This window comes from Paenibacillus sp. SAFN-117, assembly GCF_051966115.1.
GTDB lineage: Bacteria > Bacillota > Bacilli > Paenibacillales > NBRC-103111 > Paenibacillus_L > Paenibacillus_L residui.
On the sequence record NZ_JBQCLK010000042.1, the window covers coordinates 45,737 to 59,933 of the forward strand.

Genomic DNA, 14,197 nt, shown 5'->3' on the forward strand with positions numbered 1-14,197 from the left:
CCGGCTCATCCTCATTTCATTAATATCCAATCCTGAATCGGCTTCAGCCATGGAATCATATAAGAGCTAAGGCTTGGTAAGGTTTTATCGAAACTGACGGCAGCACTGTATATTAGAGCAAATCCTAGAATGCCGAAAACGATCCAATAGGTTCTCCGGCCTTCCTCCTTCTGCCGTAATTCCTTCCATTCCAGCCAGGCTGCCCCTCCGAACCCCAATAATAACACGGTGATAATCATGAGCCTCCTCCTTCCTGCTCTGCGTGTTCCGCTCTTAAAGGATCCTGCTCTCCCCCCGCCCTCTTGATATAGGGGTCAATTTCCAATTCCAGCCGGGCATGCTCGGCGTAATAGTGCTGCCATCTTTCTTTGATAGACGCGAAGCGCTTGGGATACCGGAGCTCGACTCTCTCCCCCAGCTTATAAAAATCGGCTTTATGACGGAGGGATTCATCGAAAGCCTTGCGGATTATCCTTTCCACCTCTTCCTTGAGCGCGGTTCGCAGCTTGGCTATATTGGCGGGATCGGTGATTCTCAGATTGGAATCCGAAGCCAGAACTTGGGCCTGCAGGGTTATTTTCATTTTAAAAACGAGTTCGTCCTTATCCCAGAACGGCCTTATCCGGGTACGGCTTTTGATAATGTCGAAGGTCACGGATCTTTCGTCGGAAGGGGAGGACGCCTTGACAATCGTGGACTTCATCCGGTTCATTATCCATAGGGCCCCTTCGGTTTGCTCCGCCCCCATCTGCCCGACCCATTTATAGTTCTTGATCAAAGCCGCCCCTTCCGTTCCGACCCATTCGCCTATTTTATTTTTTTCGCTGGCCAGGTTTTCCTTACGAGACAACAGCAAGCCCATAGTTAAACTGCCGCCATAAGGCTGGACACCCATCAGATCTCGAAGAGTAGCGTTTAAAGTCATCCTTCTTCTTGCAAACTCCCTCAGCACCTCGCTCGGAAAACGTTCGAAAACGGCCGACATTCGCGGGATCTTCTCCGCTTCTTCCTTGGCAACGAATAAGTATGTTTTTAATTGGATGTGAGGAAGACGGCCAAGGTACTCCATCAGCGGCTGCATTCCTTGCTTTGCATATTGGCTGCTGACTACAATAATGCGGTTGCTCCCCCAATTGATCTCGCGGGAAAGATCGTTCTGAATCTTCCGGATGGCCTCGGCGATCGTCTTCCCTTCTTTGGTCACATGGGTATAGGGGTTGCCGTCATTGGACACACCGCCGGACTGGCCCTGCACCAGCCGGTTGGGAAGCGGAAAGCCCAACGACACCCGGACCTGCCCATTCCCGGCATCATCAACATACATGGATGTCACGAAAGCTCTGTCGTTGATCTCAATACGCGACCAGCAGCCGGTGGTCAACAGCATGCAAACCGATAGGACCGAGGACAGGCGAATCGTTCTGCTCAAGAGGCGGTTCATCTATTCCTCCTTCCTTTCCATTCGATTGACATATTGCAGTCGTTCTTTATTGGGAGACCCGGCGTAATATTCAGGCCTTCTCCTCATCCGCCACCAAGGAGCCCTGACGAATACGTCAGCGGCATCCTGACCCTTCATCGGAGCTATCGGGGATAAATAAGGAGTACCGAAAGAACGCAAAGTGATCAGATGAAGATAAATCAGGATCAAACCGATGACGATTCCGAACAAGCCGAGGACGCTGGCCAGAATCATGATCGGAAACCGCAGGAAGCGAAGCGTCAGCCCCAGATCGAAATGGGGAATGACGAAGGAGGCTACTCCCGTGAGCGACACAATGATAACCATCGGCGCTGCCACAATGCCTGCCTGAACCGCTGCCTGTCCGATGACCAGCCCTCCGAGAATGGAAACCGCCTGCCCAATTGGCTTCGGAATCCGCAGCCCGGCCTCCCTCAAGCCTTCGAAGGTCAGCTCCATCAGGAAGGCCTCCACCACCGCCGGAAAAGGAACCACATCCCTGGCAGCCGCCACACTGATTAATAAATTCGCAGGCAGTGTCTCCGGATGGAAGGTGGTAATAGCGATGTAAAGGGAGGGAAGGAGAAGTGAGGCGATCATCAAGCCGTAACGAATCCACCGGATCCAACTGGCGGCATAGAACCGCTGATAATAATCTTCGGCGGACTGCAGCATGGCGAACATCGTCACGGGAGCAATCAGCGGATTCGGCGTTCCGTCTACGAAAATGACAACCCGTCCTTCCAGCAGAGCGGCGGCGGCCGTATCCGGCCTTTCGGTATACTGAAGCTGGAGGAATGGCGATGAAGGGCTATCCTCCAGATATTCCTCCACATAGCTCGTATCGAGGACTCCGTCAATGACGATCCGGGACAGCCTCAGCTTCACTTCGTCCACCAGCTTCTCCGTACAGACTCCTTCCAGATACGTGACGACAACATCCGTTTGCGTATAACTGCCGATCTGGTATCGCTCCATTTTTAAGTAAGGACTCTTGATGCGCCGCCGCAGCAGAGTCAAATTCGTCTCCAGATGCTCCACAAATCCTTCCCGCGGCCCCCGGATGACGGTCTCGTTCTTGGCTTCCTCGATCGCTCTTTTTTCTATCAGAACATATGGAAAAGAAACCATTCTCTCTTCTCCATCTATCAGCAGAAGGATGTTGCCGTCCAGAACTGCGTTCAAACCTTCCTTCAACCGATGGATGGAGGAATAAGAGGCTGCGGGCAGAATGGTATGCTCGAAGATTCGCACAGGCAGCGGATGCTCCCCGGGAGGCGACGTGAGCGGCTGCAGCACGAACTGCTGGAATAAATCGAAATCCACCATCCCGCGCAAATAGATACAGACGCAGGAACGTTCGTCAGGCATCGCGGTGAAGGGATGAAATACCGCATCAAAGCAGCGTTCCAGCATCCCTTGGAACCAGGCCAGTCGGGGCTCCAAAGCAGGACCGAGCCCTTCGGGTTCCTCTACTCCCTGCATGCCTATCCAATCCCGTTCTGGAATGATCGGCTGTTTATGGACCAAGTCTCTTTTTCCCATTGCACATCCTCTCAGAATAACGTTTTTCTTCGTTTATCTACTATGGAGCGTACACCGATGTTTTATTCACGGCCTTTCATAGGAACTTCCAGTATTTTATGCGGTGCCGGCGGCTTACCGGCAGGCAATAAACAAGCCGGCGCCTGCCTTCAAGAGCAGACCCCGGCCCATTTTTTATATGGAATCGAAGGAAATTATTACAAGCCTTTCTTAATTAATACTAGATTGATTCTTCAGAGGGAAACCCTAGTGGATTTCTTCACCTCTCTGTAATTTTTGCTCTGTTTAATGAATCATCTTCTTCGTCCTTACATTTTTTAGTAATTACAGCTCATTTTGGCCAGCTTGCTAATCTCGTTCAGCTAAGTCGCTATCTCGGGCGGAAATGACCCTTATCTTGAAATTAGCCATCTCTTTTCATCATCTGATGCCGCAGTGTCATGGGTTCATGCAGTGTCATGGGTGTCATGCGGTGTCATGCGGTTGAACTACTTCTATCAGTCTACTCGCAGAAAATGACAACTAAGTGGATTTTATACAGTTAGTTTGTACCTTTTTGGAGGAAAAACGAAATCTAACTGGAAAAACTCCAGTTATTTCCCGCAATTAGGGCGAGGATCCCCAAAATCATCGATTTTAAATGGAGTTTTTCCATTTACTTTCATCGCTTTTCTCGATCCGCTTCAATTTACCTGCATAAAATCCAGTTAGACGCGCCGTTCCGTTTGCACGGCACCAGCTGAAAATGAAAATAGACGGATTTTTCAAGGCAGATCTCAGGTAAAAAGACCACGAAGAGTAAGCACAACAAGCAAGGCTCCCGATCCGATCCGGGTTTTTGCCGCGGAATTACCCTGCTTGAGGCCGCCCCGAGAGATTCATGGCACAGTATTCTCAGCAACCAGGCTTATCCATAAGTCGGGCTCTCTTAAATAAGCCTTTCCCGGCACGCTTCGTGAAGATGCATGGCGATTGGTCGGCTTCTATGAAAACTCCCGTGGGCGGCACCCATCTGCACCTATTCCAACCCGTATTGCTTCAACTTATAGTAGAGGGCTCCCCGGGAGATTTGCAGCATGCGCGCGGCTTTGGCCTTGTTTCCGTTCGCCCGCTCGAGCGTCTCGGCAATGCGGGCTCGTTCCCACTCGCCGGAATGGACGCTGAGGGGGAGATCCGGCTCCGTCAGCTCATTCAAAGTCCTCAAGCGGGCATTTTCCGGCAGTTGAGCGGACGTCACAGTGCCGGATCCGCTTGCCGCCGCTACGGCGTACTCCATCGCATTCCGCAACTGCGACAGGTTGCCCGGCCAATCGTACGCCAACACCGCCGCCAGTGCGTCCGGCGCAAGCTCCGGCCCGGTCATGCCTGCCTTGGAGGCCGCCTGATCCAGGAAAAGCCGGCACAGCTCCGGCAGGTCCTGCTTCCGCTCGCGCAGCGGCGGAACCGTGTAGAGCTGGAAGGCGTACCGCAAAGAAGGCAGCAAGCGGCCCGCCTCTTCCCCGGCGGCTTGAGGACCGACGGACCCGCATATTCTGCACTGCAGCGGAACGGATGCCGTGCCGCCCAGACGCTCGAAGCGGGACGTGCGCAGCATTGCCGCCAGCTTCTCCTGCATCGCCGGAGGCAGTGCGTCCATGTCTTTCAGGTAGAGGGTGCCCTCCGCCGCCAGATCCAGCTTCCCGGGCCGCTCTTCTTTTCCCTGATAGCCGAACAATTCCGCCTCCAGCATTCCTTCCGGAACGGTGCCGCAGCTCACCATCACGAAGCGGCCGGAGCGGCCGGCGCTTCGGTGCAGCCATTCGGCCATTGATGTGCGGCCCACTCCCCCCTCTCCGCTAAGGAGCAGCGGCTGCCCCAGGGAAAATACCGTCTTCACCCGCTGAAGCAGCCTGGCGGGAAAGACCGCGGGCAGCAGCGGTTGGCCTTCCGGATGATGATACATTTCCGCGCTTAATTTCACATAAGAGGATACGTCGCGTTCGATGGACAAGGCTCCGATCGTCTTCCCCGCCGCATCCGCGATCGGGGCCGCGTTGATCATGACATGCATGCCCGGCCGCGGCTCGTGATAGACCTGATACACGGCACGGCCGCTCTCCATAACCTGAAAGAGCATGATCGATTCCCTCTGGAAGAAATCCCCTATCTTGAGTCCGATAATATCTTTACCATTGATTCCATACGTCTCTTCGGCAACCCGATTCCAATATAATACCGTCCCCTCATTGTCTATGACGGTTACGGCGTCATTCATTGCGCCAAGCAAGCCGCTCAGCACGGCTTCCATCACTTCTGACCGGCTCATCGTCCATCTCCAAGCATTCGATTTTTCTTAGATTATGGCAAAACGGCCACCAGATTGCAATGAGAAAACAATCACTAGCCGGGCAACCTTGGGACTTCGCCCTTTTTCCGTTCCAGACTCAGGAAAGTGTTTACATTTCCAATATTTTGTGTTTATATTTAATCATAAATATAAAATATGTTTAAATTTTATACACTTTTACCCGTAAGAAGGGAAGATGCGCGGATGGAAAGCTTATTGAGGAATGGTTTGTTATTTCTGTCTAAAAATCGCCTCGCCAACCGTGCCGCGAAGAAGTACGGCTTGCGATTCGGCGCCCGCCGCTTCGTCGCCGGCGAGCAGATTGAGGATGCCATCGCAGTGGTTCGGGAACTCAATGAAGCGGGGATTGAGGCCACATTGGATCATTTGGGCGAATTCATTCTAACAGAGGAAGAAGCGCTGGAATCGACCCAATTCTGCATACGAACGCTGCAGGAAATTGAGAGGAGCGGTGTTCGTTCGAACCTCTCCCTCAAGATGACCCAGCTCGGGCTGGATCTGTCCCGGGAGCTGTGCATGCGCAATATGCGGGCCATCCTGGACACCGCCGCCGCCTGCGGCAACTTCGTGCGCATCGATATGGAGGATTACGCCCATAATGAGGCCTCCATCGATATTTTCTGCGAGCTGCGCGAGGAATACGGCGACACGGTCGGTCTTGTCATTCAGGCTTACCTGTACAAGAGCGCGGACGACATCGACAGGCTGCACCGGTTCCGGCCGAATCTGCGGCTCGTGAAGGGCGCCTACAAGGAATCGCCGGACGTCGCCTACCCGAATAAGGCAGACGTTGACCGCAATTTCATCCGGATCATCGAGCAGCATCTCGGCAATGGTGACTATGCCGCTATTGCCACCCATGATGATGCCATCATTCAGCATGTCAAGCACTTCGTCGAAGAGCGTCAAATCCCGCGAAGCCAATTTGAATTTCAGATGCTCTACGGCATTCGCACCCAGGCGCAGCACGATCTCGCAAATGAAGGATATAAGATGCGGGTATACGTTCCATTCGGGAACGATTGGTACGGCTATTTCATGCGCCGCTTGGCGGAACGGCCGGCGAACGTAGGTTTTGTGCTGAAGTCTCTCTTCAAATCGTAGGTATTATTCATATTTCATAATAATCATATTGGAGGGATTGGGTATGACGATGGCGGAATACCGCAACGAACCGTTTACCGATTTCAAGCAGGAACATAATCGGCAGGCGATGCTTGCCGCGCTGGAGAACGTCCGTGCCCGGTTGGGGCGCACCTATCCGCTTCGTATCAACGGCCGGAAGATCATGACCGACAGAAGCATCGTATCCGTCAACCCCGGGCGAGTCAAACAGATCGTCGGCTATGTCGCCCAGGCCGACGCTCATCTGGCGAACCAGGCGATTGCCGCTGCGGATGCCGCGTTCCGGGATTGGCAGCATGTCGCCCCGGAGGTTCGGGCGGGCTATTTGTTCAAGGCGGCCGCTCTCATCCGCCGGCGCAAGTTCGAGTTCTCCGCCTGGCTTGTGTATGAAGTCGGGAAGAATTGGGCCGAGGCGGATGCCGACGTCGCCGAGGCGATCGACTTCCTGGAGTTCTACGGCCGGGAGATGATCCGCCTCGCCCAGCCGCAGCCGTTGACCCCGCTTCCTGGCGAGGACAACCGGCTGACCTACATCCCGCTCGGCGTCGGCGTCGTCATACCGCCATGGAATTTCCCGCTCGCCATCATGGCCGGTATGACCTGCGCCGCTCTCGTCGCAGGCAATGCGGTCGTGCTCAAGCCGGCTTCGGCATCGCCGGTCATTGCAGCCCAATTCGTCGAGCTGATGGAAGAAGCGGGGCTGCCGGCCGGCGTGCTGAATTTCGTCCCCGGCTCCGGAGGAGAGATCGGCGACCTGCTCGTAGATCATCCGCGCACCCGCTTCGTCTCGTTCACGGGCTCCCGCGATGTCGGATTGCGGATTAACGAGCGGATTGCGCGCCCGGCGGCAGGCCAGATCTGGATCAAGCGGCTGATCGCCGAGATGGGCGGCAAGGACGGCATTGTCGTGGACAGCGGCGCCGATCCTGCGGAGGCTGCGGACGCGATCGTCGCATCCGCCTTCGGCTTCCAGGGGCAGAAGTGCTCCGCCGGCTCCCGCGCCATCATCCATCAGGATCTGTATGAAGAGGTGCTCCGGCATATCGTCGAGAAGACGAAGCAATTAACCGTCGGCCTGCCGGAAGAAAACCATCCGATCGGACCGGTTATCGATGAGAGCGCCTATAACAAAATTCGGGAATACATGGATATCGGTGCGGGGGAAGGGCACCTGGTCGCCGGGGGAGACATCGCGGAAGGCGACGGCTACTATTTGCAGCCGACCGTAATCGCGGACGTACTGCCGAATGCCCGCATCATGCAGGAGGAAATTTTCGGCCCGGTGCTTGCCGTCTGCAAGGCGGATGATTTCAAGCAGTCGGTCGATATATTCAACAATACCGAGTATGGCCTGACCGGATCGGTGTTCAGCCGGAACCGCGAGCATCTGGAATACGCCCGGCGCCATATGCACTGCGGCAACCTATACTTCAACCGCAAATGCACCGGCGCGCTCGTCGGCGTCCATCCGTTCGGCGGATTCAATATGTCCGGTACCGACTCCAAAGCGGGCGGGCGCGATTACCTGCTCTTGTTCACCCAAGCGAAGCTTGTTTCGGAGAAATGGTAATACCGCCGGAAGTGTTGACAAAGAAAAATCCCGGGACAAAGGCCCCTTGCCGCCTCTGTCCCGGGCTCCTGTCGCCGTCCCCTAATCGCGCTCTTACAAGGGGACGGCGTCCATATAATTTATGATTGCCGTGCCGTCAGCCGACTTGATAGGCAACCGCCTTCTTCCAGCCGGCAAATTTGGCCTGACGTTCTTCTTCCCCCATCTCGGGAACGAAATGTCCGTCCTGGGCGCAAATTGATTTCAATTCCTCTTTATCCTTCCATAAGCCTACGGCCAGGCCGGCCAGGAATGCGGCGCCCAACGCGGTGGTTTCCTGCACCTTGGGCCGCAAGACCTCTGTTCCGATAATGTCCGCCTGGAATTGCATCAGGAAGTTATTTTGCACCGCACCGCCATCCACCTTAAGCTGCTGCAGGCTGATGCCGGACTCCTCTTCCATGACGCTCAGCACTTCCGCCGACTGATAAGCAATGGCTTCCAGCGCCGCACGAATCAAATGCGCCCTCTCCGTTCCCCGGCTTAATCCCGTAATCATGCCCCTGGCGTGAGGATTCCAGTAAGGGGTTCCCAGGCCGGTGAAGGCCGGTACGAAGTAAACGCCGTTCGTATCCGGAACGGACATTGCCGCTTGCTCGCTGTCGGAGGCCCGTTCCACGATCCCCAAACCGTCGCGCAGCCATTGAATGACCGCCCCGGCCGTGAAGACGCTTCCTTCCAGCGCATATTCAATTTGCCCGTCGATTTCCCAAGCCACGGTAGTGAGCAGACCTTTGCGGGAAGCGATAGGCTTCGGACCGGTATTCATGAGCATAAAGCAACCGGTTCCGTAAGTATTCTTGGCCATTCCTGCGGAATAACACGCCTGACCGAACAGCGCCGCTTGCTGATCGCCAGCCGCTCCCGCAATAGGAATGTCGATCCCGTCTCCCAGCAAAGAAGTATAGCCATATACCTCACTGGACGATTTCACTTCAGGCAGCATGCTGCGCGGAATAGACAGGCGCTGCAGGATTTCATCATCCCAATCCCGTTCATGAATGTTAAACAGCATGGTCCGGGATGCATTCGATATGTCCGTAACGTGAATCTTCCCCCCGGTCAAATTCCAGATGAGCCAGCTATCGATCGTTCCGAACAACGCTTGGCCGGAATCAGCCTTCTCCCGGATGTGCGGATGATTCATCAGCAGCCATTGCAGCTTGGTGCCCGAGAAATACGGATCGGTCACAAGCCCCGTCTTCTGGCGGATTTTCTCCTCCCAGCCATCCGCTTTCAACTGATCGCACAGATCGGCCGTCCTCCGGCACTGCCAGACGATGGCCCGATGTAAAGGCTTCCCGGTTTCCCGATCCCAAACAACAGTGGTTTCCCGTTGGTTCGTAATCCCGATACCGGCAATATCTTCCGCCTTCACCTGAGCAGCGGCCTCCCGTATAACCTCCAGCTGCACCCGCCATATTTCTTCCGCATCATGCTCTACCCAACCCGTCTGCGGAAAATGCTGGGTAAACTCCTTCTGAGCCATGGCCACCCCTTGCCCCGAACGGTCGAAGAGAATAGCCCTGCAGCTTGTCGTCCCCTGATCCAGCGCTAGAATATATTGTTTCGGCATTGTACCCCTCCCGCTTTCGAAAAAAAAGATCATGAATTCCTATATATCCATTCTAACATACTTCAAGCCGGTCAAGGGCTGGCAAACCTTGCAGCCAGCCCCGTCCGGGCCTCTGTCCTTCTTACTGTCCAGGATAGGATTTGGCAGGAACCGCCCGTACCGTTTCGAACGCTTTGTTCAACCGCTCTCTCTGCCGTTCGGTCTCCGCTTCGTCCCAAGCCAGGCGATCGGCCATAATATGAAGCACCGATTCGCTGATTTCCCGGGCGCGTTTCACGTTAAAGAACATCAATCCGGTGCGCCGGACGATAAAATCAACAGCCGATGCGGCCATCTCATGCTCGATGCAGTAATGCACCTCGGCAATGAGCGCCTTCTGCTCCACATCTAGCGCAGCTTCCTTCTCCCACTCGCGGATTTTGTTATAAATGACAGGAGTGTTGGAGCCATAACGGGAATACAGATAAGCGGCCGTTTCCCGCGCCAATCCGAGCCCCTCTCCTTCCCGGATAATCCGCTCCTTGTATTCCTCGTAGCTTACGCCGCCGGTTTCCCCGCCGCTGATGACCTCCTGATCCGTACTGCATGGAGGGTAGCTGGTCCCTTCCTCTGCGCCAAGCTGCTTGGCGACCAGATCGACCACCTTCTCCGCCATCTTGCGGAAGCCGGTCAGTTTACCGCCGGCAATCGTAATAAGACCCGATTCGGCTACAAAAATTTCGTCCTTCCGGGATACCTCGGACGGCTTCTTCCCATCTTCGTGGATAAGCGGGCGGAGACCGGACCACATCGACTCGACGTCCGAAGCCTTCAGCTTCACGTTTCGGAACGCGGCATTCACTGCATCGATCAAGTAATCGCGGTCGGCATCCGTTGTCCGCGGCTCTTCAATGGCATCCTTGTAGAACGTGTCCGTCGTTCCAATATATGTCTTACCGTCCCGGGGAATGACGAAGATCATCCGGCCGTCGGGAACATCGAAATAGGCCGCCTGCCGAATGGGAAGCTTCGAATAATCGACGACCAGGTGCACTCCTTTGGTCAGCAGCATTCTCTTGCCGACGATGGCATGGTCCTTTTCTCTGACCTTATCCACCCAAGGCCCGGCTGCGTTCACGATTTTCTTCGCATACAGATCGTAGCTCTCTCCGGTTAATTGATCGGTTACCCTGACGCCCACCACTTTGCCGTTGTCATACAGGAATTGTTCCGCTTTCGCATAATTGACCAGCTTCGCCCCGTTCCGGTTGGCGCATTTGGCAATTTCCATCGTCAGCCGGGCGTCGTCCGTCCGGTATTCGTAATAGTATCCCGAGCCTTTCAGCCCTTCTGTCTTGAACAGAGGCTCGATCTCCATCGTTTTCTCCCGGTTGAACATTTTGCGGCGTTCTTTTCTCTTCACTCCCGCCAGCAAATCATAGACGTACAACCCGACGGAGGAGGCCAGGTAACCATAAGTGCCTCCTTTATAAACGGGGAGCAGCATCGGAGCGGGAATAACGATATGCGGCGCATTGCGGTGCAGAAGCGCCCGTTCCCTGCCGACCTCCATGACCAGCTTAACCTCACCCTGCTTCAAATACCGCAGCCCGCCGTGAACCAGCTTCGTGGAACGGCTGCTCGTTCCCCATGCGAAATCGTTCATTTCGACCAGCGCTGTTTTCAAGCCCCGCCGGCTGGCGTCCCAAGCTGTGCCCACACCGGTAATCCCTCCGCCGATAATCAGCACGTCCTGCTTCTCCGCCTGCATCGCTTCCAGAATTTCCGAACGTTTCAATGCCGAAAATGTTTGACTCATCGCTGTATTTCCCCCTTTGTTCTCTATTATTTGCGGAGCGGAGAAAATACAAAAAACCCTTTGGCTCAAACTGTACACCTAAATAAAGGTGCAAGTTCAGCAAAGGGTTCTCTTATCGTCTCCGCCCATAGCTTTATGCATCGTTAATTTCATTATAGCTTAGCGCTTTTCCGTTGTCTATAACTTCATTTGCCACAGATCCGGTTCGCCTACCGAAACGGCCAGCGCCCCTGCCTTCAGAGCTTCGTGGACCTCTTCCTCTTCCCTAATCAGTCCGCCGGCAATAATCGGCAATTCCGTCATCTCGGTCAGCTCGCGAATCACCTTGGGCATCAGGCCGGGCATGATCTCCACCGCATCCGCGCCCGATGAGCGAATCGCTTTCATCCCATTGCGAATCGCCGTGCTGTCAATCAGAAAAAGCCGTTGAATGGCTTTCATCCCGTTTTCCTTGGCCATCCCGATCAAATGATTGCGCGTGGAGAGAATCCCGTCCGGATGAATATGGTTTGCTATATACTGAACCCCGCTCCGGTCCGAGGCAATCCCTTCAATGAAATCGAGGTGAACAAACACACGCCGGCCGCTGTCTCTTACTTTGGTGACCAGCTCCTGCAGATTGCCTATCGAGCCCATCAGCAGAAAAATAACATTTACCCGGCTGCCGAGAGCCTCCGCCAATTCTTCCTCCGACCGAACCGCAGCGATCACTTGATGCTCGACCATATCGACTATCCGCTCCACAGTCACGCCTCCCGCAAGGGCACGGCCGCATTGCAGCTATCCCCCGTTAGTCTCGTTGCTTTGCTGTATAGTATTTTAGCATAGAAAGCAAGTTTCATCTAAACTTATAGATATCATTCCGGTAGTATTTACTTTAATTTCCGTAACTAAGCAACCTTATCGGGATTGGATCGAAATTCCTTATGTCATACGGGTGAATGAGCCTGGTCCATGTTATTAACCCCGTCCTCTTTCATGAATGAAGCACAAGGAGAATGGAAACCTTAAGCTTATCGTGAATGGATGATTAACATAGATAAGGGGATGAACAAGATAATGAAAAAAGTGATGGTCTTTATCTTCTGTCTGCTGCTTATAGCCGCTTTGGCTGCTTGCGCCGGCAAGAAGGACGATGCCGGAACCGCAAGCCCTGCCCCGGGAGCACCTAACGGGGAAACCGGAAAGCAGCCGGCGACCACCGTCGATGCGGAAGCATTGTTTAAGCAGCACTGTATAGCATGTCATGGAGCTAATCTGGAAGGAAAGCTTGGAGGCAATACGAACCTGACGAAGGTCGGCGGCAAGCTGTCCAAGGATCAGATCGCGACCAAAATCGAGAACGGCGGCAACGGGATGACCGCCTTCAAGAACACTCTGAGCGCCGATCAAATCGATGCATTGGCCGATTGGTTGTCTACCAAGAAGTAGAAGGGCGCTTGATCCTTCATTAAAACCTCCACCCCGCTTATTTAGCGGATGGAGGTTTTATCTGCTTGATCGGCAAGCTTACGGGATTCCCTATGCTCGTACCCCGGTCTTCCTGCCCCGACGAATACCGGCCTGTCCGTTATGTGCCGTCACTCCGCCCTTTCGATTACCGCAAAAGCCGTCGCCATAGTTTCGCTATGGGAGATGCTTAGATGGATCTGTATATTTGCCAGGCCCAACCGGGTTAATGAAGCCTCCGACAATCGGCATTGCGGCTGCCCGTTCGAATCGGGAAGCACCCCGATGTCCTGAAAGCCTACCTGTCTGCCTATCCCGCAGCCCAAAGCCTTCGCCACAGCCTCCTTGGCGGCGAAGCGTCCGGCTACATATTCATGGAGCCTGGCCTGACGCTGTTCGGCCAGCTTTCGCTCATCGGGAGTAAGAACCCGCTCTACAAAGCGGGGGCCCGATGGCTCCTCCATCAGCTTCCGTACTCTCGCAATTTCAATAATATCGGTCCCGACTCCAATGATCACGTCTGTGTCCCTTCCTATCTAGGCAGGCGGCCTCGAAATTTGTCCGGTTCAAGTACTTATTCTAAACTCAACTTTCGCAGACTCAGATTGACGGGGATCCCTTATAGATAAAGGAAAATGCCCCGAAATAATAGGGTCTTGACAGAACAACACCGCTTTGTTTGGTTAAGTGGAAGTGTCAATAAACCATTCTAAACAAAGAAATAGCTTGATGATGCACCAAAATTTTAAATCACAGCTATAGGGGATGGCGTCCATTTTTATTGGCACTAAGCCTGAAAATCGTGCTTCATTATGATCTGTTTGCGGAACGTTATCCGGATGGATGACCCGGAAGCAGATAAAAACCCGCTTCCCGCGCCTTCGCTTGGGCTGCGTCTTCCACCGAGCTTTAAATATTTCTTATTCATCGTCCCGGCCGGGCTGTCCAGGAGCTGGATAACCCCGCCAGCTTACACAAGCTTTGTGACGCTACCTTCATTAGTGTGAAATTTGAAAACTACCTTAAAAAATCCATTTATTTCCATTATCTGATGGTGCCACAGCCAGAGGCATGAGCGTCTAAATGGATTTCATCCAGTTAATTTTCTATATTCGGGGGAAATAGGAATATTAAATGGAAAACCTACAGTTAGTTTGCGCCAAAACAGCCGTTTCGCCCAAAGTTGCCCATTCTAACTGTAGTTTTTCCAGGTAGACCCCCATGCTGCTGACCGCGGCACCATCAGATGATGAAAATAGGGTTGTACGCTATAATTATTTTACGGC

11 protein-coding genes are annotated in these 14,197 nt (G+C 53.9%); 3 read left to right on the plus strand and 8 right to left on the minus strand.

The window, feature by feature from the left end:
- Positions 1 to 11: 11 nt before the first annotated feature.
- The 4 genes from ACTHRH_RS22555 to ACTHRH_RS22570 form a co-directional block, all read right to left on the minus strand.
- Positions 12 to 239, minus strand: coding sequence for a hypothetical protein (locus tag ACTHRH_RS22555; protein ID WP_144934459.1), 228 nt, complete (start codon positions 237 to 239; stop codon positions 12 to 14).
- Complete coding sequence (locus tag ACTHRH_RS22560) at positions 236 to 1,441, minus strand: Ger(x)C family spore germination protein (protein ID WP_440417727.1); 1,206 nt, start codon at positions 1,439 to 1,441, stop codon at positions 236 to 238. The genes ACTHRH_RS22555 and ACTHRH_RS22560 overlap by 4 nt, the downstream gene beginning before the upstream one ends.
- Positions 1,442 to 3,007 carry a spore germination protein gene (locus ACTHRH_RS22565; protein WP_440417729.1) on the minus strand — a complete coding sequence of 522 codons (1,566 nt, stop codon included), beginning with the start codon at positions 3,005 to 3,007 and terminating at the stop codon, positions 1,442 to 1,444.
- 1,018 nt (positions 3,008 to 4,025) lie between these two features.
- The gene (locus tag ACTHRH_RS22570) at positions 4,026 to 5,312 is read right to left on the minus strand and encodes a sigma 54-interacting transcriptional regulator (RefSeq protein WP_440417731.1); all 1,287 of its coding nucleotides are present in this window, start codon (positions 5,310 to 5,312) and stop codon (positions 4,026 to 4,028) included.
- A gap of 225 nt (positions 5,313 to 5,537) precedes the next feature.
- On the opposite strand from ACTHRH_RS22570, the gene ACTHRH_RS22575 reads away from it, so the two are divergent.
- Together ACTHRH_RS22575 and pruA are read left to right on the plus strand one after the other, a co-directional pair.
- Entirely contained in the window at positions 5,538 to 6,458 is a 921-nt protein-coding gene (locus ACTHRH_RS22575) for a proline dehydrogenase family protein (protein ID WP_144934451.1), read from the plus strand.
- Positions 6,459 to 6,501: 43 nt separating this feature from the next.
- Entirely contained in the window at positions 6,502 to 8,049 is a 1,548-nt protein-coding gene (gene pruA, locus ACTHRH_RS22580; protein WP_440417734.1) for an L-glutamate gamma-semialdehyde dehydrogenase, read from the plus strand.
- Positions 8,050 to 8,185: 136 nt separating this feature from the next.
- Here pruA and glpK read toward each other — a convergent pair whose 3' ends face one another.
- The 3 genes from glpK to ACTHRH_RS22595 all read right to left on the minus strand — a co-directional run bounded on the left by glpK (position 8,186) and on the right by ACTHRH_RS22595 (position 12,206).
- A complete protein-coding gene (gene glpK / locus ACTHRH_RS22585) occupies positions 8,186 to 9,664 on the minus strand; it encodes a glycerol kinase GlpK (protein ID WP_379286666.1) in 1,479 nt (492 codons plus the stop codon).
- Positions 9,665 to 9,785: 121 nt separating this feature from the next.
- On the minus strand, positions 9,786 to 11,462 hold the full coding sequence (locus ACTHRH_RS22590; RefSeq protein WP_379286668.1) for a glycerol-3-phosphate dehydrogenase/oxidase: 1,677 nt from the start codon (positions 11,460 to 11,462) through the stop codon (positions 9,786 to 9,788).
- Positions 11,463 to 11,639: 177 nt separating this feature from the next.
- The gene (locus ACTHRH_RS22595; RefSeq protein WP_186328271.1) at positions 11,640 to 12,206 is read right to left on the minus strand and encodes a glycerol-3-phosphate responsive antiterminator; all 567 of its coding nucleotides are present in this window, start codon (positions 12,204 to 12,206) and stop codon (positions 11,640 to 11,642) included.
- Between the two features lie 315 nt (positions 12,207 to 12,521).
- Between ACTHRH_RS22595 and ACTHRH_RS22600 the strand changes: the two genes are divergently transcribed.
- Entirely contained in the window at positions 12,522 to 12,893 is a 372-nt protein-coding gene (locus ACTHRH_RS22600; protein WP_144934441.1) for a c-type cytochrome, read from the plus strand.
- Between the two features lie 149 nt (positions 12,894 to 13,042).
- Here the strand turns inward: ACTHRH_RS22600 and acpS are convergent, their stop codons facing one another.
- Entirely contained in the window at positions 13,043 to 13,429 is a 387-nt protein-coding gene (gene acpS / locus ACTHRH_RS22605) for a holo-ACP synthase (protein ID WP_144934439.1), read from the minus strand.
- Between the last annotated feature and the right edge of the window lie 768 nt (positions 13,430 to 14,197).